Annotated in this window: 17 protein-coding genes and 1 pseudogene; 8 read left to right on the top strand and 10 right to left on the bottom strand. The window is 65.4% G+C overall.

Features of this window, described 5'->3' with window-relative positions; translation table 11 throughout:
• Nucleotides 1-96: 96 nt before the first annotated feature.
• The 3 genes from BSG17_RS02785 to BSG17_RS02775 are packed head-to-tail and all read right to left on the bottom strand — an operon-like array spanning nucleotide 97 to nucleotide 5,175.
• Complete coding sequence (locus BSG17_RS02785; RefSeq protein ID WP_089820925.1) at nucleotides 97-1,797, bottom strand: asparagine synthase-related protein; 1,701 nt, start codon at nucleotides 1,795-1,797, stop codon at nucleotides 97-99.
• Nucleotides 1,790-3,721, bottom strand: a complete 1,932-nt coding sequence (locus BSG17_RS02780; RefSeq protein WP_089820924.1) for an asparagine synthase-related protein — start codon at nucleotides 3,719-3,721, stop codon at nucleotides 1,790-1,792. The genes BSG17_RS02785 and BSG17_RS02780 overlap by 8 nt, the downstream gene beginning before the upstream one ends.
• Nucleotides 3,721-5,175 (bottom strand): sulfatase-like hydrolase/transferase, encoded by a 1,455-nt coding sequence (locus BSG17_RS02775; protein WP_089820923.1) that lies wholly within the window; start codon nucleotides 5,173-5,175, stop codon nucleotides 3,721-3,723. The genes BSG17_RS02780 and BSG17_RS02775 overlap by 1 nt, the downstream gene beginning before the upstream one ends.
• Before the next feature lie 311 nt (nucleotides 5,176-5,486).
• On the opposite strand from BSG17_RS02775, the gene BSG17_RS02770 reads away from it, so the two are divergent.
• The 3 genes from BSG17_RS02770 to BSG17_RS02760 are packed head-to-tail and all read left to right on the top strand — an operon-like array spanning nucleotide 5,487 to nucleotide 8,558.
• The gene (locus BSG17_RS02770; RefSeq protein ID WP_089820922.1) at nucleotides 5,487-5,990 is read left to right on the top strand and encodes a hypothetical protein; all 504 of its coding nucleotides are present in this window, start codon (nucleotides 5,487-5,489) and stop codon (nucleotides 5,988-5,990) included.
• A gap of 5 nt (nucleotides 5,991-5,995) precedes the next feature.
• The gene (locus BSG17_RS02765; RefSeq protein WP_089820921.1) at nucleotides 5,996-6,685 is read left to right on the top strand and encodes a DUF7546 family protein; all 690 of its coding nucleotides are present in this window, start codon (nucleotides 5,996-5,998) and stop codon (nucleotides 6,683-6,685) included.
• 19 nt (nucleotides 6,686-6,704) lie between these two features.
• On the top strand, nucleotides 6,705-8,558 hold the full coding sequence (locus tag BSG17_RS02760) for a cation:proton antiporter domain-containing protein (RefSeq protein WP_089820920.1): 1,854 nt from the start codon (nucleotides 6,705-6,707) through the stop codon (nucleotides 8,556-8,558).
• Between the two features lie 73 nt (nucleotides 8,559-8,631).
• On the opposite strand, the gene BSG17_RS02755 is transcribed toward BSG17_RS02760, so the two are convergent.
• The 3 genes from BSG17_RS02755 to coxB are packed head-to-tail and all read right to left on the bottom strand — an operon-like array spanning nucleotide 8,632 to nucleotide 12,176.
• Nucleotides 8,632-8,892: a cytochrome C oxidase subunit IV family protein gene (locus tag BSG17_RS02755; protein ID WP_089820919.1), complete on the bottom strand. Its 261-nt coding sequence runs from the start codon at nucleotides 8,890-8,892 to the stop codon at nucleotides 8,632-8,634.
• A gap of 9 nt (nucleotides 8,893-8,901) precedes the next feature.
• Nucleotides 8,902-11,433 carry a cbb3-type cytochrome c oxidase subunit I gene (locus tag BSG17_RS02750; RefSeq protein WP_394327946.1) on the bottom strand — a complete coding sequence of 844 codons (2,532 nt, stop codon included), beginning with the start codon at nucleotides 11,431-11,433 and terminating at the stop codon, nucleotides 8,902-8,904.
• Nucleotides 11,430-12,176 (bottom strand): cytochrome c oxidase subunit II, encoded by a 747-nt coding sequence (gene coxB / locus BSG17_RS02745; RefSeq protein WP_244531470.1) that lies wholly within the window; start codon nucleotides 12,174-12,176, stop codon nucleotides 11,430-11,432. Before coxB ends, BSG17_RS02750 begins: the two co-directional genes overlap by 4 nt.
• Nucleotides 12,177-12,331: 155 nt before the next feature.
• Here coxB and BSG17_RS02740 point away from each other — a divergent pair, with 155 nt between their 5' ends.
• Entirely contained in the window at nucleotides 12,332-12,850 is a 519-nt protein-coding gene (locus tag BSG17_RS02740) for a DUF6789 family protein (protein WP_089820917.1), read from the top strand.
• Between the two features lie 50 nt (nucleotides 12,851-12,900).
• On the opposite strand, the pseudogene BSG17_RS28565 reads toward BSG17_RS02740, so the two are convergent.
• A pseudogene (locus BSG17_RS28565) lies at nucleotides 12,901-13,131 on the bottom strand (IS200/IS605 family transposon protein TnpB); the annotation flags it as partial.
• Nucleotides 13,132-13,196: 65 nt separating this feature from the next.
• Between BSG17_RS28565 and BSG17_RS02730 the strand changes: the two are divergent.
• A complete protein-coding gene (locus BSG17_RS02730) occupies nucleotides 13,197-13,586 on the top strand; it encodes a pyridoxamine 5'-phosphate oxidase family protein (protein ID WP_089820916.1) in 390 nt (129 codons plus the stop codon).
• Between the two features lie 8 nt (nucleotides 13,587-13,594).
• On the opposite strand, the gene arcD is transcribed toward BSG17_RS02730, so the two are convergent.
• The 3 genes from arcD to BSG17_RS02710 all read right to left on the bottom strand — a co-directional run bounded on the left by arcD (nucleotide 13,595) and on the right by BSG17_RS02710 (nucleotide 17,146).
• A complete protein-coding gene (gene arcD / locus BSG17_RS02725) occupies nucleotides 13,595-15,043 on the bottom strand; it encodes an arginine/ornithine antiporter ArcD (protein ID WP_089820915.1) in 1,449 nt (482 codons plus the stop codon).
• Between the two features lie 259 nt (nucleotides 15,044-15,302).
• Nucleotides 15,303-16,415, bottom strand: coding sequence for a CAP domain-containing protein (locus BSG17_RS02720; RefSeq protein WP_089820914.1), 1,113 nt, complete (start codon nucleotides 16,413-16,415; stop codon nucleotides 15,303-15,305).
• Nucleotides 16,416-16,885: 470 nt separating this feature from the next.
• A complete protein-coding gene (locus BSG17_RS02710; protein ID WP_089820913.1) occupies nucleotides 16,886-17,146 on the bottom strand; it encodes a hypothetical protein in 261 nt (86 codons plus the stop codon).
• A 224-nt stretch (nucleotides 17,147-17,370) separates the two neighbouring features.
• On the opposite strand from BSG17_RS02710, the gene BSG17_RS02705 reads away from it, so the two are divergent.
• The 3 genes from BSG17_RS02705 (at nucleotide 17,371) to BSG17_RS02695 (ending at nucleotide 20,900) form a co-directional block, all read left to right on the top strand.
• Nucleotides 17,371-18,513 (top strand): NAD(P)/FAD-dependent oxidoreductase, encoded by a 1,143-nt coding sequence (locus BSG17_RS02705; protein WP_089820912.1) that lies wholly within the window; start codon nucleotides 17,371-17,373, stop codon nucleotides 18,511-18,513.
• 145 nt (nucleotides 18,514-18,658) lie between these two features.
• Complete coding sequence (locus tag BSG17_RS02700; RefSeq protein ID WP_089820911.1) at nucleotides 18,659-20,293, top strand: spermidine synthase; 1,635 nt, start codon at nucleotides 18,659-18,661, stop codon at nucleotides 20,291-20,293.
• A gap of 154 nt (nucleotides 20,294-20,447) precedes the next feature.
• The gene (locus tag BSG17_RS02695) at nucleotides 20,448-20,900 is read left to right on the top strand and encodes a hypothetical protein (RefSeq protein ID WP_089820910.1); all 453 of its coding nucleotides are present in this window, start codon (nucleotides 20,448-20,450) and stop codon (nucleotides 20,898-20,900) included.
• The last annotated feature ends 47 nt before the right edge of the window (nucleotides 20,901-20,947 follow it).

Genomic DNA, 20,947 nt, shown 5'->3' with positions numbered 1-20,947 from the left:
GACACCGGCGAAGACGCCGAAGCGATCGAGGGAGGGGAGGCGGGGACGCATCTCCGGCGGAGTGAATCCCGCGGCTAAAGAGCTGTCCGTCGGCAGCTACTTCAGCCACCAGCGCAGGTCGTTGACGCGGAGCTTCTGTCGGACCGGCAGTTGGTGGACCGACTCCCGGTCGGGGAACAGTTCGCGGTCCATCTCGTAGCGGTCGTAGACGTCGTCGCGGTCGGGCCACGCGGACTCGAACGGTTCGAGCACCGGCAGTTTCCGGCGGACGAACCGCTCGATCTGGTTGAGCCGCGTCGACGAGTAGGGTTGGCTCGGCGGTCGGTGGTGGAAGATCGACGGGTCGATCCGTTCGAGCGCCTCCCAGAACGTCCGGTCGTGGCGGTGTTCCGGCGGCGTCTTCAGATGCCACTCCAGCAGGTCGACGTCGGCGGCGATGAACGACTCGTAGTAGTTGTCGGCCAGATGCGTCCGGAACGGGAGTACAGGTTGGTTCTTGATGACGAGCAGGTCCATCGCGTTGTGGACCGAGTCGGTCCGCGACCAGCAGTGCTCCAGCTCCGTGCCGAGTCGCCGCCGGAGGAAGTCGTACGGGTCGTCGACCGTGATGTCGCCGAACAGGTCGCCGACGGCGTCGGGGATGCGCTCGCTCGCGTCGGGGAAGAACCCGAGCGTGTCGAGTAGCGAGTCCACGGGGTTGGGGTTGGGGTGGAGCCGTTTCGAGGGGAGTTTCGACCCGAACAGTTCGACGCCGTCGCGTTCGAGGAAGTACCCCTTCAGGAGCGTGTCGAACAGCGCACCGTGGTACATCGACGCGACGTCGAACTCGTCGTCGTACCCCGCGTGGTGGATGTGTAGCGACTCTTTGATTCCCTGGGCACACCGTATCTTCCCGTCGCCGCCGCGGAGATAGCGGTCGTCGGGTGCCAGGACGTCGTGTGCGGCGTCGTACTGTTCTGCGACCTTCCGGGCGGCGCGAACCTCTCGCGACCCGGGCGTGCCGACGGTGTAGCAGTGGTCGATGTCGAGTTTCGAGAGCAGGACGCGCGAGTCCTTGCCACCCGAGAGCAGCAGTCCACGCGGTCCAGGGAGCCCCGCGCGGCGCTTGATCGCCTCCTCGAGTCGCGTCGCGAGTTCGTCGACGTAGTCGAAACTCCCGGGGTCGTAGGTGAACCGCGAGAGTTCGGAGGTGTCGGTCGGGGTGAGATAGCCGTCGAACGGGACGCGGCGGATCTCCTCGAACACCGTCGACGTCCCGAGGACGGTGCCCAGGTGGAGGAACTCGAGGACGGAGTCGCGGTCGACGGCCGAGTCATCCACGAGTCCGGTCAGCGTGCTCGGATCGGTGGAGAAGACGCGGACGCCACCGACGTCGGCGTAGAAACACTCCCAGGACCGCAGCGGGTCGGTGATGACGACCGTCTCGTCGTCGTGGTCGATGACGACGAGGTACGATCCGTTCAACCCGGTGAGTGCGGCGGACCCGTGGCGGGCGTACCGTTCGAGGAGCCACTCGGCGGTGTTGTCCGTCTCCGTCGGCGGGATCAACTCGCCGAAGACGACGCACATCCCCTCCGACCCCTCGTATCGGGCGCTCCGGGTCGGATGGTCGAGCGACGAGTCGCGGATTCCGACCGTCGCGCCGTCGCCAGACAGGACCTCGTCGAAGGCGTCCGACGACCGCAGTCGGTCGAAAACGTCACGATTCCCGAACACGCCGAACAGTTCACGGTTCATCTGTGTCTCCGTCGCCGCGGTTGTCGTCGTCGTCGCGTTCGATTCGAAACGGCTACTCATCGGACGTCACTCCCGTCGGAGTGTCCGTGACCCCGTCGGTGGCGACACTGTCGGTACTGGAGGTCGAGCGTGTGAGGGCGGTGTGGGCGCGTCGTGTAGCGGGCATGTTGAGTATCGTCAGGAGCGAGTAGAGCACGGTCTGGTTGTTGATTCCGTTGAGGTGGTCGTCGTAACACCGCATCGCGCCGTCGAAGTCGAAGAACTCGAAGTCCTCGAGGAGCTGTCGGCGGTCCGAGAGCGTCTCCTCGGTGAACGACTTCGCGCGGACGAGTTCCTGCCGGTTCGGCCACGGCGTGTGCGTCAGATGCGGCTCCGGCGGCGACTCGTCGGCGACGTGTTTGCGCCACAGCCCGTAGACGTTGTCTCCGAGGTAGGAGACGGCGAACGGATGTTTCAGCGGGACGCCGGTCCGCGCGTGGGGGATCGACGCGAGTCCGGGGTCCAGCTCGGTGACGGCGGCGTCGACGAGGTTGCGACGCAGGAGGTAGCGCACCGGGATCTTCTGGGCGAGTTCGAGCAGTCGGTTGTCGAGGAACGGCGTCCGGTAGGGACGCATCTGCATCAGCGTCCGCGAGAAGATGGCGTCGGTGTCGCCACCCATCGGGTAGAAGTCGCCGTACATCACGAGATCCTGTAGCGACCCGTAGCGGACGCCGTGGCTGACGACGCCGTCGCCGTCCCGTCGGATGTTCGATCGCAGCACCGACTTCAGCGACAGCGAGCTATCGAAGTAGGGTAACGGTTCGATGGCGTCCTTCGTCTGGAGGTCGATGTAGTCCTCGATGGAGTCGACCGGACGACGGATCGGGAGCGACAACGTCCCGACGTCGCCGACCGAGAACGCGTACGTCGCGAGGGGGTTCCCCCCGAACAGCATGTCCGCGTAGAGACCGGCGACGAGCACGTCGACCTCCTCGACGATCTCCGCTTCGAACCCCGAGAAGTACGCCTGGTCGAACCAGCCGCTGAAGTTCGACAGCGGGGGTGTCTCCTCGAGCAGCCGGGCGTCGTACTTCTCGTCGCGTTCGAGGAGACGAAACTCGTCGCCGCTGACCGTCGCCGCGCGCCGGGCGACTCGCGCCTCCCGGCTCATGAAGTCGGCGTTGTGGAAGGTGGTCATCGGCTGGTCCATCGCCGCCTGGATGAGTCGCGAGTCGCTCCCGCCGCTCAGCAGCAGGCCGTAGTCGAGGTCGTCGTCCGTCCACTCTTCGAGCACCTCGGTGACGGTGTCGACGAACTCGTCGAGGTACGCCGAGAACGGCTTGTCGACCGGCTCGTACGAGGGCGTCCAGTAGGTCCACGTCTCCGTCGACAGGTCCTCGAGGTCGACCGTCACGACGGAGGCCGGGGGGAGCTCTTCGATCCCCGCAAGCGGCGTCTTCACGCCGAACACGCGACGGAGTTGGAGATACTCGTAGAGGTAGGGGAGATCGAACGTCGCGTCGACACCGGGGTAGGTCGTGAGCGTCTGTGACGCCGACGAGAAGACGAACGTATCGTCGTCGGGGCGGGCGTAGAAGACGGGACGAGTCGCCAGTCGGTCGGTGACGAACGACAGCGTCTCCTCGACCGCGTCGTGGACGACGAGCGCGTAGTCGCCGTTGAGTCCGGCGACGAACTCCATCCCGAACGCGTCGTAGAGACGCGCACAGAAGTCGGCGCTTCCGCCCCGACCGTTCGAGCGCGCGACGTGCTCGGAGCCGCTGTCGTAGCCGTAGACGTCGCCCCAGACCCAGATACGGACGTCGCCGTCGGCGGCGGTCGCCGGTTGCTCCCCCGCGAGCACCGAGTGAAACGACCCGTGGAGGGTAAACTCGCTCTCCTCGACGGTGATCCGCGTCTCCTCGTCGCGGTGGCTGACCGACTCGGTGAACTCGGGCGGGAGCGCCGCGTAGTCACCGAGTGCGCCACAGATGCCGACCATTACAGATACCCCAACTCCTTTAACTGGTCTTCGACCCCGTCGTCGAACTCCATATCCTGTTCGTCTGCGGCGGCGGCCGACTTGTATTCTTCGAGTGACGTGTCGAATAGCGCGGTCACTTCCGGCGGCGGCCCGCTGTGGGTCGCGACCTCACGCTGCCACGACGGGCGGTCGGCGTCGAGTTCGTACTCGACGCACTCGCCGAGGGAGTCCCACTCGAGTTTGGTCTCGTTCTCGTAGGCGACGCGGATCATCCGGTTCCAGAAGGCGTGGTCGGCCTCCGAGAACTCGTGGCCCCACGTCCGGTCGCCGTGTCCGAGCAGGCCGATCGTCTCGGCGACGACGTGGTCGTGGCCGAACTCCTCCGGAATCGGCTCGTCGGCCGCGAGTTTCGGGATAAGGTCCGTCAGGTGGATATGCGAGACGTAGTCGGTGATCTCGCTGGCGGAGCCGTCGGGAGCGTTGATGATCTCACAGGGCGTGTGCTGGATGCCCTCCGACATGCTCCCCGTGTGGTGGAACAGACCGTCGTCGGCGTCGTAGCCGAGGTTGTGGCCGTGGTCGGAGATTACGACGAACGTCCACTCCTCGTCGCTCTTGGCCATCAGTTCGACGACGAACTGCGAGACGACGCGGTCGAGATAGTCGATCGAGGCCGCATAGAGCTGGCGGTAGTTCTCGGTGTACTCCGGCGTCGCCGCCTCCTCTTTGTTGAGTTCCCACTTGTCGAGTTTGCGGGAACTCCAGTCGTTCGGCACCGAGTGCAGCGACTGGTCGTACTGCAGGAGGTTCCGCAGCGGCGTGTGCGCGTCCATGAGGTTCGCGAAGAAGAAGACGGAGTCGTCGGCCGCGGTCGCCCGCTCGGTCGCCGTCTTCGTGATGTTGCTCGCACCGTCGTCGACGACCTCCGGGACGGGGAGGTCTTTGACTGTGTGGCCGACCTGCGACCAGACGCCGTTGGCGACGCTTTTGAGCGGCTTGTCGTGTTCGGCGCAGGCCTTCAGGAAGCCGAGGTAGCGTTTGGCCGCGCTCGGTTCGTCCGTCGACTTCATGTACTCTTGGACGACCATCCCGTCGGTGAACAGCGTCTCGTTCGTGTGCGAACCGATAGAGAAGTCGTAGAACTCGTCGAACAGGCTGTCGAACCCGAACGTCGTGTTGATGTAGGAGTTCGCGCTCAGGCCGATAGTGCGGTGGTCGGAGAGATCACCGAGGAAGGTGTCGTCGACGTCGAACTGGTCGAAGTCGAACGAGGCGTCGAAGCTCTCGGAGTGGACGCCGTGTTCGGAGGGGAGTTCGCCCGTGAACAGACTGGTGTGACTCGGCGTGCTCCAGGAGCTGGCGGCGCGACACTGCGCCATCGAGGTGTCCGACAGCGCCTGCAGCCGCGGGGCATACTCGTCGAAGTAGTCCTTCCGGACGGTGTCGAGGACGATGAGGCCGACGTTACGCATGGCTGGCCCTCCTGGGGGAACGAAGGAGCGGTGCCCGGACACTCGCTGCCGCCGAAGTGGCTCGAGAGGTGAACCGAGAGGTCATCGACCGAACGTTGACGCGGAGGGGGCTTTCCTATACAGTGCATAATACCACTTATGCGGTCTGTATCGGCGTGAGATCGTAAAGAAGTAAAGCTTCTAATGTTAATTAAGATACTGTTTCGGCGGAGAAATCGCGCCGAGAGTCGACGACCGACGGGGCGAGAGAGGGGACACGCGAACGTTTATGGCGAGCCAAAGACAACTACTCTGGATAGACAAGTGATATCATGTCGCAAGAGACGTACCTCGCGAGCGCACTGTTGACGGGGCTGTTCGTCGCCCTCGTCGCCGTCGCCATCCTGCGCCTGCGCACGTGGGAACAGTACACCGTGCAGGTGCCGCGCGGGCGAGTCACCGCCGCCGCCGACAGACCGACACGGAGGCTCACGGGGACGACCACGACCGCCGAAGACGAAGACGAGTTCACTGTCCCCGGCGAGCGGGTCGTGGACCGTCTCGTCCACAGTCAGGCGACGTGGTATCTCGGCTTCGTGCTCGTCGCACTCGGGTTCGGTGCGGTGACGCTGCTCGTGCTGAACGGCGACCTCGCGGCGGCGACGACGATCATCCTCCTGTTCGGCCTCGTGGTCGGTCTCTACCTCCCCGTCGGCCTCTACGTCGTCTTCCGCAACCGGGGTCACGCGAGCGCCCGAGCGGTCGCCGAGACGGCCGTCGTCCTCGGTGCCGTGCTCACCGTCGTCATCGTGGGGAACCTCGTCGGACTCGGGTGAGGCCGATGTCCACGCTCGCCGCACCCCGTCTCGTCGACCGACTCGGGTCGACGCTCCGTCGGTGGACCGCCGTCGTCGTCGCCGAGCTCCTGCTCGTCGCGGGCTACTTCTGGATGACGGGAGCGGAGCCGACGTCGCTGCGGTTCGTCCTCTACCCGTTCGTCTGGCTGAACGTGGGCGTCTGGGCGGTGAACCGAAGCCGACCGCCGACCGCGAGCCGACGACGGCGACTCGTGGCGGGCGTCGTCGCGAGCGCGTACTTCGTGGGACTGGCGTACGCGGCCGGTCTCGTCGCCGTCGGCCACAGCCCTCCAGCGGCGGTCGGGCTGTCGCTCACGGCCGCCTCGCCGGGGTGGGGACCGATCGTCGCGTACACGTCGCCGCATCTCCGACTGCTGTTCGTCCCGTTTCGCGTCGTCGGCTACCTCGCGCTGTCGTATCTCCTCTACGTGGCGACGCTCGACGTGACAACGGCGGCCGTCTCCGGCGTGATCGCGTTCGTCACCTGTGTCGGCTGTAGCTTCCCGCTCCTGGTGGCGGCGGTCGGCGGCGTCGCCGGCGGGAGCGCCGGGCTCGTGACGGCAGTGTCGGCCTACTCGTTGGATCTCTCGACGGCCGTGTTCGTGCTCGCGGTGGCGTTGCTCTCCTGGCGACCGGCGGTCGGCGGACCGGCCGGGAGTTCGGGAGCTGGGTGAACGGAGGTGAACTGAACCCGTGACCGCCCCGTCCGACCTGATTGCGGTCGTCACCACGATACTCGGACTCGGAGTCGCCGCACAGGTCGTCTCCGACAGACTGCAGGTTCCGAGTGTGATGTTTCTCGTGCTCGCCGGTGTCGTCGTCGGACCGGAAGGACTCGGCGTCATCACCCCGTCGATCTTCGGCGACGCGCTGCCGGCGATCGTCGGCCTCAGCGTCGCGGTCATCGTCTTCGAAGGGGCGTTCCACCTCCGCTTCGAGCGGCTCCGTGAAGCACCGCGGGGGACGCTCCGTCTCGTGACGGTCGGTGCGGCGATCTCGCTCGTCGGGACCGCGATCGTCGTCCGGTACGCACTCGAGGCGCCGTGGAACGTGGCGTTCCTGGTCGGATCGCTCCTCGTAGCGACCGGTCCGACGGTGATCACACCGATCACGAACGTCGTCCCCGTTCGGAACCGCGTCGCCACCACGCTCGAAACCGAGGGCGTCGTCAACGACGTGACGGCGGCGATCTTGGGAATCGTGATGTTCGAGAACGTGTTACTGGAGACACACGGCCTCTCGACGCTCGTCCGCGAGTTTGGGGTGCGGTTCGGTGTCGGTGTCCTCGTCGGCAGCGTCGTTGCGGGAGTCGTCTGGTATCTTCTCTGCCGCGTACCGCTCTCCGTCGAGAACACACCGCAGAACGCGCGACTGATCGTCCTCGTCGCGTCGCTCTTCACGTACGGGGTAGCCGAACAGATCGCCTCGGAAGCGGGGATCGCCGCCGTCGCGGCGGGCGGGTTCGTCCTCGGAAACACCGACCTCCCCTACCGAGACGCGATCGAACGCTTCAACGGTGACGTCACGCTCCTCGTGATCGCGTTCGTCTTCATCACGTTGGCGTCGCTGCTCTCCGTCGGGGACCTGCTCGCGCTTGGCGTCGGAGGGGTGGTCGTCGTCGTCGCAGTCGCCGGCGTGATCCGCCCCCTCCTCGTCATGGTCTGTACGCACGGCGACCGACTGACCCTCGACGAACGTCTCTACATCAGCGCGGTCGGACCGCGCGGCATCATCCCGGCCAGCGTCGCGACCTTGTTCGCACTCGAACTACAGCCACAGAACCCGCAGGCGGCGACGACGCTTGTCGGGTCGGTCTTCCTCGTGATCTTCGTGACCGTCGTGTTTGAAGGAGGGTTGGCCCGTCATATCGCACAGACGCTGGACGTGATTCCGATGCGAACGATAATCGTCGGCGGCGGACGTATCGGGCGCGCGCTCGCCGAACGACTCGAAGAGCGTGGCGAGGAGGTGTTGATCGTCGACAGCGACGAGCAGACCGTCGAGACGCTCCGTGCGGAGGGGTTCACGGCCCGACACGGCGACGGCACCGACCAGGACGTTCTCGAGGTCGCCGGGATCGGCAACGCGAAGACTGTCGCGGCGGCGACAGGCGAAGACGACGTGAACCTCCTGATCGCACAACTCGCCAAGAACACGTTCGACGTCGAGACCGTCGTCGCACGTGTGAACCAACCCGGCAACACCGACGCGTTCGAGGATCTCGACATCGAGGCGATCTCGACCGGCATGTCGGTCGCGTGGTCGATGGACAACGTCATCGAACGGCCGGCGATCTCTCGGTGGATGACCGAACTGGGTCGGACGGGGGACGTCCAGGAGGTCGAAGTCGCGGCCGAGGAGATCGTCGGCAAGACGGTGTCGGAGCTGATGGCGGAACTCCCCGACGGCTGCCATCTTGCACTGCTGAGCAGGGACGAGACGAACCAGCTCCCCCACCCGGAGGACGTCATCGAGCGGGGCGACCATCTGACGCTCATCGGACGGCGAGAGTCCGTCCGTCGGGCTATCGACTACTGTACCGGATGAGACTCGACGCTCGAACGACGGCCGGTGTGCGGGCGTGGGTGTCTGATACGACACTTCGCTCGTAGAGGCCGACTCAGGTGATCGAGTACGCCGCCGCCAGCGTCAGTCCCAGCGCGGCGACGAGACCCGTCACCATCAGATACGTGATCGACCGCGGTTCGAAGAGCAGATGCTGGTAGTAGCCCGCGACGAGTAGCGCCTTCACCGCCGAGAGCGCGAGGATGAGCCAGAAGCCGAGCCAGTAGCTCAGTCCCGCGAACTCGACGAGCACCTGTGCCGTCGCCATCACGAAGAGGGCGACGTAGATCACCGCGTACAGTTTTGTTGACGTCATGGTTGGGTCTCACAGGATGTAGAACAGCGGGAAGAGGAACAGCCAGACGATGTCGACGAAGTGCCAGTACAGCCCGAAGTACTCGACCGGTCGTTCGTCCTCCAGGTACGCCCCCTGGAGGGCTCTCACGACGAGGAATCCGAGGACGAGCAGGCCGAGGACGACGTGGACGGCGTGCAGTCCCGTCGTCAGGTAGAACGTCGACGCCTGCACGCCCGAGGAGAACGTCACCCCTTCGTGGAACAGTTCCAGCCACTCGATCCCCTTGTTGACGAGGAAGCCCACGCCGAGGACGAACGTCAGCGACAGGGCCGCGACGAGTCCCGTCCGGTGACCCTTCCGTGCCGCGACGAGCGCCAGCACGACGCTGAAACTGCTCGTCAGGAGGAGATACGTGTTGACGAGGCCGGGGACGGGGTCGTGGGGAACCGGTTCCCACCCCGTCCATCCCGCGGCGAGTCGGATGAAGACGTACGACCCGATGAAGGCTCCGAAGAGCACGACGTCGGAGGCGAGGAACACCCAGACACCGAGTTTCGTCCGCTCGACGCCCGCGAACGGCCACCGCTCGGCGACGGCGGGTTCGCTTGTGTGGAACGACTCGCGGCCGAACTGGACGAGCGCGAGCGCCAAGAGGAGCGTCCCGAACAGAGCGACGCCGGCGTACCCCGTCCCCACGGTGCCCTCGGGGAACGTCCCCTGCCGGAGCGCCGAGAGGCCGAGGAAGGCGAAGAACGCGCCGACGGCGACGGCGAACGGCCACGGGCTGGCGTGGCTGTCGTGGTCGTGAGCGTCGTCGTGTGCGACGCCGCCGTCGGTCGCACCGTCGCCGGCTGCCGCGCTCGTCGGAGAACCGCCGGACGCGGACGACGTCTCGAAGCGTAGCATCCCGGTGGCGTAGCTGGGTCGGCCGGGGAAGTTCTCCAGCGGCGGCGGCGAGGGGACGGTCCACTCGGCGCTCGTGGCGTACTCCCAGGGGTTGTCGGCCGCCGTCTCGCCCGTCGCGAGGCTCCGATAGAGGTTGTAGAACATCACGAGGAACGACGCGCCCAGCAGGAACGCGCCGACCGTCGCCAGTCGATGCCACGGCGTGAGCCCGGGGTCGTACTCGTAGGCCCGTCGCGGCGTCTCCCACGCGAGAAACAGCGGGAAGTAGAGGAGATTGAAGCCGACGAAGTAGAGCGCGAAGTGGATCTTACCGAGATACTCGTCGTACATCCGCCCGGTGATCTTCGGGAACCAGTAGTAGATCGCTCCAAAGAGCGCCGTCGCGCCGCCGACCATCACGTAGTGGAAGTGCGCGACGACCCAGTAGGTGCCGCGGAACTCGTAGTCGAGGACGACGGCCCCGAGGAAGACGCCGGTGATACCGCCGACGATGAACAGGACGAGTGCGCCGAAGCCGAACAGGAACGGCGTGGTGAAGCGGACGCGGCCCTTGACGAGCGTGTAGATAAGCGCGAACACCATCAGGTCGAACGGCAGCGAGATGCCGATGGTGGTCGCCATGAACAGCGTCTTGATGGGGAGGTTGATGCTCGTCAGGAACATGTGGTGCATCCAGACCATGAAGCTCTGGACGGCGACGAGCACCATCGCGGCGACGAACCACTTGCGGCCGACGAGTCGTCGCCCGGTGAACGTCTGGAACATCTCGGCCATCGCTCCCAGAGCGGGGAAGAAGACGATGTACACCTCGGGGTGGCCGAAGAACCAGAACAGATGCGCCCAGAGGAGCGACCCGCCGGTCTCGGCGGCGAAGTAGGTCGTCCCGAGCAGGCGGTCGGAGGTGAGGATGAGCAGCGCGGCGAGCAGCGCCGCGAAGGCGAAAAGCATCATCCAGACGGTGAGGAGGATAGACATGCTGAAAAGTGGCAGTTTCATCAGCGTCATCCCCTCCGCGCGCATCCGGTGGATCGTCGTGATGAAGTTGATCGACGAGGCGGTGATGCCGATAGTGAAGAGGACGAGCGCGAGGACGACCGTACTCGCGCCGATGTCGGGCATGTAGGTGGCGACGTTCAGCGGCGCGTACATCGTCCACCCGCCCGAGAGCGTGTTCCCCTGGAAGAAAGAGGCGAGAAAGAGCAGCCCGGAGAAGAGATAGAGCCAGTAGCTGAGCGCGTTGAGACGCGGGAACGCGAGGTCCTTCGCGCCGATCTGGAGGGGGACGACGTAGTTGGCGAACCCGAACGCCAGTGGCGAGATGAACCAGAACACCATGAGTAACCCGTGGGCCGACACCGTCTGGTTGTACGCCATCGCCGAGAGGATACCCTCGCCCGACGACCAGAGCTGGAGACGAACGAGGAGCGCGAGGACGCCGGCGAGGACGAAGAAGAACAGCGAGGTGAGGAGATAGAGGATCCCGACGTCCTTGTGGTTGGTCGTGAGTAGCCACCGCTTGACCGACGTCGCCGGCGGCAGTTCCATCGAACTCTCTTCGTCGCTCGTCGGTTCGAGGAACTCCTCTCTCACCGTCGGTGTCCCGCCGTCCGCCTCCGTTCCACCGTCTGTCCTCGTCCGACGCTCGCGGGTCACGCCGCCACCTCCGTCGTCGCGTTCGCCTCGTTCGCGCTCTCGGTCGCAGTCGTCTCGGTGGGCGTGGTGTTCGCGTACCACTCGTCGTACGCGTCGGGTTCCATCACGACGACCGGCGCGTTCATGAACGAGTGGCCCGCCCCACAGAGTTCGTAGCAGTTGGCCTGGTAGGTGCCGCTCCGCTCGGCGACGAACCACGTCTCGGTCGTCTGGCCGGGGATAGCGTCCGTCTTCACGCGGAGTGCCGGAATCCCGAAGTTGTGAAACACGTCTTCGGAGGTCACCGAGAGTCGAACCGTCGTGTCCGCCGGGACGCGGAGTTCGTTCGACTCGTAGCCGTTGGGGTAGACGAACCGCCAACCGAACTGATACCCCTCGACGCGGACGTCGACAGCGTCGTCTCCCTCCTGGGCGGAGACGTTCTCGACCTCGAGGAGCGCGCCGTACGTCCACACGATGAGCGAGACGACGATGATCGCACTCAGCGTGAACGAGAAGAGGAGTTTTCGGCCGCCGCCGCTGTCGCCCGGGAGTTCACCGAGCAACGGCCGGTCGGGCACCTCCTCGCGGTGCTCGCCGTCGCGGTAGCGGTAGGCGTTGTAGCACATGTAGCCGACGACCACCACCCCGACGACCGTTCCGAGGACGAGGAACACGCCGAAGATATCGGCGAACACCCCGACTCGTGACTCGCTCGGGAACCCCCCCTGCGAGTGCAACAGTGTGATTGCTGTGGGAATCATCGTCGCCACACTCATCTTTGTTACTTATTGTCATGGATGCTTTATTCTTTGCACGATACGGGACGGTAGATGACGAAAAGACCGACGTTCGTTCTATTATGACCGTCCCGACGATACGGACGAACGTTAATACCGTTCGTGTGGTAAGTAGTAACATGGTCGATACACCTACCGAGTACGACGAATCGTTCGAGGAGATGGAGGTCGAAGACGACGAGTTCGACCGGTTGATCGGCATCGTCGGCGACGGCGTCATCGGGGTTGCGGGCGGGCTGGTCGGGACGGCGATGATGACCGGCGTGTTGCTCATCGCCGAGTCCGTCGGCGTGTTCTCCAGGGAGTCGTTCGCCGAACTGGGCGGGTTAGCCGGGTTGGAGGTGTTCGGGCCGGCGATCGTCATCGGTTACCTCGTATTCCTGTTCAACGGGATGGTGCCGTTCCCGCTGCTGTTCGCGGCGGTGATGGAGTATCTCCCGGGCGAACGGCCACCGGTGAGCGGGATGGCGTTCGGGGCCATCCTCTGGACCGGGTTCGTCATCGTGTTCTACGAGGGGTTCGGTGGGCTCGGACTGGTGCTCTACGTCGGGCTGACGCTCGCAGCCCACCTCGCTTACGGACTGGGGCTGGGTCTAGTGTTCGAGTATCTGGCGACCCGGCCAGACTCGCTGGTATGACATCCTCCTCGCCGTGAACGACGAGGTTTCCTCGCGCTGGGGGGTATCGTTTACCGGCCCACGGAGGCAACTTGCGGGTTCGTATGCTCCTCGTTGGGAACTGAGCGTGGTGACTCTGACCAGTCGTGGTCGTTCCACTTGAGGCATACAGGTCGTGCCATCGACCGTGTTACCGTCGTCTGCCGTTGACGAGACACTTCCTGTCTCGTTCGCCAATCAGAACGCTCCGAGTTCTGATGACGTCTCAAGAACGTCTCTGACGCCGTGAGGTCGGCGTACCCCAAACGACCGGCGAACCGCGCCCCCGGTACGACGTTTTTTCCGGAATCCGCACCTCTCTCAGTTCGTGACCAGTTCCGTCTCTCCCGAAATCGAGCGTCTTCTGACGAGCGAACCGCTCATGGCGCATCTGGCGACCAGCGTCGACGACAGACCCCACGTCGCGCCGGTCTGGTACCACTACGACGACGGCGTCGTCGAGGTGCTGACGACCGGACAGAAGCTACAGAACATCAGACAGAACCCGAAGGTCGCCCTCTCGATCCAGAAAGACGAGAGTGGGCAGGCCCAGTGGCGGGTGACGCTCCTCGGGACGGCGACGGTGGTCGACGACGAAGAGGCGACGCACGAGGCCGTCTCCCGGATCAACCCAAAGTACGGCGTTGACCTTGACGCCTGGTCCGACAACGTACTCGTCCGTATCGACGTGGGGTCGGTGACGGCCAACACCTACTAACGGCCGCGTCAGTCCGCCGCGCTCGGCGTCGTCGTCGACCCCGACGTGTCTGGCAGTCCGACCCCGGTCGCAGCGACGGCGAACAGCACGAGCGGCGAGAGGATGCCGAACAGGTAGTACGGGGCGTAGGCGGTCGTCGCGACGCCGGTGACCTCCGCCATGTAGACCGCCCCGGCGTGCCACGGGATGAGCGCGCCGGTCGGCGTCCCCGCCGACTCGATGGCCTGCGAGAGATCCTCGTTGTCGAGGCCGTACTCGTCGTAGACGTCCCGAAGCGTCAGTCCCGGAACGACGATGCTCATGTACTGTTGGGCGGTGAGCACGTTCGTCAGGATGGCTGCCGCGCCGGTGCCGGCGACGAGGCCGCCGACGTTCCGGACCGACCGCGCCAGTTCGTGGGCGAGGACGGCGAGGACGCCCGTCTTCTCCAGTAGACCGCCGAGCGAGAGCGCGGCGACGACGACGGTGATCGTCCACGCCGACCCGGTGAGTCCGCCGCTGTCGAGCAGTCCGTTCACGAGGTCGCTGCCCGTCTCCGGGGCGGTCCCGTACATGAAGACCTCCCACGCCTCGACGAACCCCGCGCCCTGCAGGACGATGGTGGTGAAGACGCCGGCGAGCACGCCCGCCACGAGCGTCGGCAGCGCCGGGTACTGGCGCAGCGCCAGCCCGAAGGTGACGACGAGCGGAAGGAATGCGAGCGGGGAGAGCGCGTAGGACCCGGTGAGCGCGGTTTGAATCTCCGACACCGTCCCGCCGGTCGTCCCGCCGCTCGCGACCTGCAGGCCGAGCACCACGTAGACGGCGGCAGCGAGGCCGAAGGCGACGAGCGTGCTGGCCCGCATCGCTCGGATGTGGTCGTAGAGGTCGGTGTTGGTGACGCCCGCCGCGAGGTTCGTCGTGTCCGACAGCGGCGACTGCTTGTCACCGGCGTACGCACCCGAGAGCACCGCACCGACGGTCATCGGCGCGGGGATGCCGAGCCCCGACCCGATACCGACGAAGGCGACGCCGAGCGTCCCGACGGTCGTCCACGACGACCCGATGGCGAACGCGACGACGAAGCCCAGGACGGCGGCGACGGGGAGAAACACCTGCGGGCTGAGCAGTTCCAACCCGTACGACATCAGCGTCGGAATCGTCCCGGCGCTGACCCACGTCGCGATGAGCGCGTAGATGACGAAGATGATGAAAAGCGCCTGTCGACCCATCAGGAGGCCACGGGCGAGACCGTCGCCGATAGCGTCCCACGAGAGGCCCAGACGGTGACGCGCGAGGACGGCGACGAAGATGATACTCCAGAGCAACGGCACGTGCGGGTCGAGCTTGAGTACGGCCGACCCGACGCCGAGGAAGAGCACGACCGCCAAGACGGGCAGGAGCGCCGTCCGGAACGACGGTCGACGCTTGGGGTCGAGGTCCTCGAACGTGAGCGGCGTGATGTCGAGTGCTGCCATCGACTCGGTGTATGCACATGGGGAATAAAAACGCATCGTATTATGCACAGTGTGTATGCAGTGCGTTGCCGACACACACGGGCCGTCGTCGTAGATTCGTCCCGAGAGACAGGTCCCGTCGGCGGCGCGACAGCGGAAGTGTATGATATGTAGTGGCGTCAGCCGGCGCAGGAGGAGAGAGGCGAAACGAGACCGGACGAGTCGGGGGAGTCGAGACGGAGCGTGGGGACGAGCAGAGAGCGGAGCGGTCAGTCGACGTTCAGCAGCCGCTCCCGAAGCCCTGTGTGACGTAGATGCGGCCGTCGGAGACGACGGCACCGATCCCTTCGACCAGCCAGCCGTCGTCGAGGATGTTCTCTCGGTGGCCGGCGCTGTTCATCCACTGGGTGACGACGTTCTCGGCGACGGCGTCGACGTCCTCCGAACGGAGCGACCGGTAGAGGATGTTCTCGCCGAGCCCGCTACAGGAGACGCCCTCGTCCTCGTAGTGGTCGGCGAAACTGCTGTCACCCGGTGCGACGTGCGAGAAGAAGTCGCGGTCGATCATGTCCTGGCTGTGTGCGCGGGCGGCGGCGGCGAGGTCGGCGTCGTAGCCGAGGTCGCTTAGACCGTTCGCGCGACGGCGAGCGTTGACCTTCTCGTGGACGCGGCGTTCGACTTGTGCAGCGAAGGAGTCGGGGTCGTCGCTCCCGCCGGTCTCACTGCCGTCGCCGCTGGAGCCGTCGGAACCGTCGTCGCTCGACTGCGGCGGCCACTCGCCCTCGTAGCCGACCGTCTCACCGTCGACGACGACCGTGAGGCCGCCGTCGGCGTTCAGGTCCTCGACGTCGCCGGAGAAGGCGTAGCTGTCGGTGCCGCCCTTGACGTCGCCGCGCGCTCGGCCGCCGGCGACGCGGTCGCCGCCGTCGATGCTCGCGCCGTTAGCAGCACTGCTTGACAGGAGACCGCTCACCGACAGTTCGTAGTCGACGCGCGACGCCGCGTCGTCCTTCTGGATGGACACCATCCGGAGCGGGTCGGGGTCGATGCGCGACCCGTCGACGGAGACGTCGGGATCGCCGTCCGACCAGAGGCCGACGAGTTCGCCCGTGAACGTGTAGGCGTCCTTCCCGCCGCGGACGTAGCCGCCGGCGACGGCGGTCGACTCCAGCCAGTCGCTGTCGTTACGCGATGCGCCCTCGGCCGTGCTCTTTCCCGTGAGCTCGCCGGTGACGGCGAGGTTGTACCACTGGATGTCGTCGCTCTCGGTGCCGTCGACGACGACGACCGACTCGTCGTGGTCCGCGGCCGCCAGCGACGAGAAGCCCGCGAGGCCCGTCAGTGCCGTCGTCGTCCGTACGAACGTCCGTCTCGTGTAGTCGTTTCGTGTCATGGGTTTCAGGCAAGCGTGCGTTCGGAATGGCACACTAACTGGAGTTCGAGAATATCTGTATATATTAGTTCTGACTTACGGAAGTTATTTAATTATTATCAGAACTGATTATCAGAATGAAGCAGATATTCTGAAAAAACAGAATGAGAGCGGTCGGGACGAGGGCGGGACGTCGAGCGTCGGTGCAGGAGAGTCAGCGCGTAAGTACCAGCAGTCGATCGTCGGTACGGGCCAGAGAGACGGGGCCGTTCGGCGCGCTACCGAACGTCACCGCGGCCCTCACGGAGACGAACAGTCGGTCGACCGGCCGGCCAGAGGCCGGACAGCGACAGTTCTCTCGGTTCTCCAGACACATCGTCTCGCGGTTCTGTCGCACGAGTTCGAGTTTTGTCCGGTAGTCGTAGACGTCGACCCGCTCCGAGACGTGGAGTCAGGTCGTGGCCGCCGAGACGGCAGACGGCGAAAAGTAGCTACGGGTCCCGCGACTCGGTCGTCCCCGTCGGCATCGCCTGGTTCTCCGCGTCGACGAGGTTGCCGAGTCGGTCGGTCCGCGTCGCGTCGAACTGCGACTGACAGCGCGCGACCCACGAGTCGTCGCGGTCGCCGTCGGCAGGGGCCGTCGGGACCGTCCGGTCGTCGGTCCGACGGTCGATGGTGGGTTGGTAGGTCGGTTCGGCGTCGATGGTGTCGGTTTGTCGGGTCGCGGTCGTCGGGTGGGTGTGTGTGCTCACAGTCGGATTCGTCGATGGCTGCAGTCGGTCGTACGGCGATACTCGTGGGAGTGGAGAATCAGACGCGTACGGGTACGACCGACATGATGTACCTCTCTCTGTGCACGGGACTGTAATGAAAGTTACTGTAGGAACAGCGTTTGCGTTCGGCCACCGTTCGTCGGGTCGTCTCGTGTCACCAGACAACCCGTAGCGTTTTGTCTAGCCTCCCCATCGCTCGACATATGTCGACACACACCGACCGAGTCGTCGTCGTCGTCGGGGCGGGCGTCTCCGGTCTCGCCGTCGCTCGCGAACTCGCGTCTGACTACGACGTCGTCGTCCTCGATAAGGGCGGCGTCGCCGCCGACACCAGTTCCCGCGCCTCCGGGATGATTTCGCTCTCACTCGAACCGTTCCCCGACGGGTGGGCCGACTTCGCCCTCGAACAGTTCCGCGCGCTCGACGGACGGGGCATCTTCTCGTTCACCGAACGAGAGACGGTGCGACTGGTTCCCGAGTCCGACGCGGCGCGGTACACCGACGAGGCTCCCGAGGGCGGCGAGTTCCTCGCACGCGACGATCTCGAAGCTCGCTATCCGGACGCCTTCGGCGATCTCTCGGCCTACGGCGGCGGCCTCGTCTACGAGGGGACGGGGTATCTCGACGCGCTGGACTACGCGATGACGCTGAAGTGGCTGGCCGAGGAGGCCGGCGCGGGCGTGTTCCGCGACCACGAGGTCACCGGCCTTCGTGTCGACGACGGTGCGGTCGTGGGCGTCGAGACGGAGTACGGCCCCATCGACGCCGACCACGTCGTCTACGCGACGGGGTGGAAGACGCGTGAACTGCTCGCTGACTACGTCGAACTGCCGGTCCGGCCGCTCCGCTGGAACGCCGTCGTCGTCGAACCCGACGAACCGCTCTCCGACTCCGTCCCGCTCGGATCGGAGCCGACGATGCGGGTCTACTGGCGGCCGACGAAGCGCGGGGACGTGCTCGTCGGCGGCAACGAACAGCTCCTCTCGGACCCCGAGGGGACGTCGATGGGCGTCCAAGAGTCGTTCCGCGAGACCGTGTTGGCCGACGTCGCGCCCCTGCTGGACGGCGTCGACGAGGGGACGGTTCGGCGGGAGGACTGCTGTCCGACGGCCGACTGCGCGTCGCCCGACGGGTTGCCTATCGTCGACGCGCCCGCGGCGGCACCCGACGGCCTCGTCGTCGTCGCGGGACTCCACGGCCGCGGCGTGATGCTGTCGCCCGTCGTGGGGCGAGCGGTGCGCTCGCTCGTGACGGGCGAGGACGCGCCGTTCCCGACGACCCAGTTCGAGTTGTCTCGCTTCGAGGATCGGTCGGCGACGTTCGAGTACCGGAGTCACTGGGAGTGAGTGCAGTCGTCGGGGCGGCCGACGTGCCGCGATGACGACGATACCGTGGGCGGACCGTCGTCACACCTTGTCCACCGCTCGGACGCACCGGAGGCGGTGGCCGCGGGTCCAACAGTTAATAGCGGCCTCTCCTTCTGCTAGCGACATGGCTTCGACGCCCTCCGTCTCCTCGCTTCGCCTGTCACGCCCCGAACTCGCGGTGTTCGTCTCCGGCGTCGCCAGCATGGGACTGGAGATCCTCGCCGGCCGGATGATCGCCCCGGAGTTCGGCAGCAGCATCTATACGTGGGGGAGCATCATCGGCGTCTTCCTCGCCGCGCTCAGTCTCGGCTACCACCGCGGCGGCAAACGGGCGGCGGTGCACGCCTCCAACCGGCGACTGGTCGGCGTCTTCCTCGTGTCGGCGCTCTACGTCGCCGGACTGATCGTCTTCGGCGACGTGCTGCTGCAGGCGACGTCGACGCTCCCGCTGCCGAGTCGGTTCGCGTCCATCCCGGGGATCGTCGTCCTGTTCGGCCCGCCGACGTATCTCCTGGGGTACGTCAGCCCCTACGCCGCGGAGCTTTCCGGACGGTCCGAGATCGGTGCGGCCTCCGGCCACGTCTACGCCGTCGGCACCGTCGGCAGCATCGTCGGCGCGTTCGCGACGACGTTTCTCCTCATCCCTGCCTTGAGCATCAACCAGATCGCCCTCCTGTTCGGCCTCCTCTCGGTCGGGACGGCCGTCGCCATCGCGACGCCGACCGTCGACCGCGACGAGGCGCTGTGGAGTCTCGGCATCACAGTCGCACTCCTCGTCGCGGCGGCGACGGGGAGCGTCGGGCTCGGCGTCGGCGGCAACGTCGTCTACGAGACGCAGACCCCCTACCAGGAGCTCCGCGTCGTCGACTCCGGCGACACGCGGACGCTCTACCTCGACGGCCAACCCCACAGCGCGATGGACAAGAGCGACCCGACGCGACACGTCTTCGACTACACCTCCTACTTCCACGCGCCGTACCTGTTCGCCGACGACCCCGACGACATCGACCGCGTGCTGTTCGTCGGCGGCGGCGGGTTCACCGGACCGCGAGTCTTCCTCGACACCTACCCGAACGTCACCGTCGACGTGGTGGAGATCGACCCGGAGGTGGTCGACGTCGCCAAGGAGTACTTCCACGTCGAGGAGGGAGAGCGGCTGAACGTCCATACGATGGACGCCCGCCAGTACCTCCAGCAGACCGACGAGACGTACGACCTCGTCGTCCTCGACGCCTACAAGAAGGACAAGGTGCCGTTCCAGCTGACGACGGTGGAGTTCATGCAGTTGGCCTCCGACCGCCTCGCCGACGACGGCGTGCTCTTTGCGAATGTTATCTCCGCGCCCAGCGGGCCGGCCTCGCAGTTCTACCGCGCCGAGTACAAGACGATACGGGAGGTGTTCCCGCAGGTGTACAGCTTCCCGACCGTCGGCGGCGTCGTCGTCCAGAACATCGAGGTCGTCGCGACCAAGCAGGACACGCGGCTCACGCAGGCGGAGCTCCAGACCCGAAACCGGGAGCGCGACGTCGGCATCGACCTGTCGACGCAGCTCGCGTCGTACCGGACCGACGAGCGGACCGGCGACGTTCCCGTCCTCCGCGACGACAAAGCGCCGGTCGACAGCCTGTTGGACCCGATGGTGGGCCAGCGGTACGTCGTCGAGGAGACGGACGCCAACGAGAGCGTCGCTGCCGGGCGGGTGACGACGGAGACGCCCGGTGGACAGACGGCTGCCGTCGACTCGGCTTATACTGGGTAGCGGAAGTCCTCGTACTCTTCGGCGTCACGAGTTTCCGCCATCCTGAGATCTGCGCGCTGAATAGAGAGGGTGAGTTCAGCACAGTGAGCGTGGCTGTTGGACTGTAAACTTCAGTTCAGCAAAACATTTCATGCATCAAAACTTTTGATCGAATATGCGTCGTCGAGCCCTCCTCTCTGGGACACTTGGTTTGGGAACGTTATCTGGACTTGCTGGTTGTTCTTCGTCTTCTGATGAAGGACAGGCAACGGTTGACCGAATCGTTCTCCGATCAGACACAGGACAACCTGAACAGATGGATTTGACCCTTGTTTATGCACCACGCGACGGCTCTACTGAACGGCCCGTTTGGGGCAGTTACGACCTTCCAGAATCTGGTGACACAGTGATTGTAGATGATTTTGAGACTGGCCCCGGATTCTATAGTTTAACAGCTCACTCCCAAACCCACGATAATCTCGAAGTCGTCTCGACAAACACTCTGAGTGACGATGTCGGAAACGATACTCTTCAGTTTGAAGCAGTCGTCAAACGGGCAGGCGATGTATTTGCTAACTTTAGTAACACTCGTGACACTATCTCAATCCCCGGCTATTCTCGTGACTGATGTGGTTCAGAGATTACGATGCTGACTATGCGCGCTCTACTCAGCAC

Source organism: Halogranum amylolyticum (assembly GCF_900110465.1).
Lineage (GTDB): Archaea > Halobacteriota > Halobacteria > Halobacteriales > Haloferacaceae > Halogranum > Halogranum amylolyticum.
This window is presented reverse-complemented; position numbering and strand designations above follow the sequence as displayed.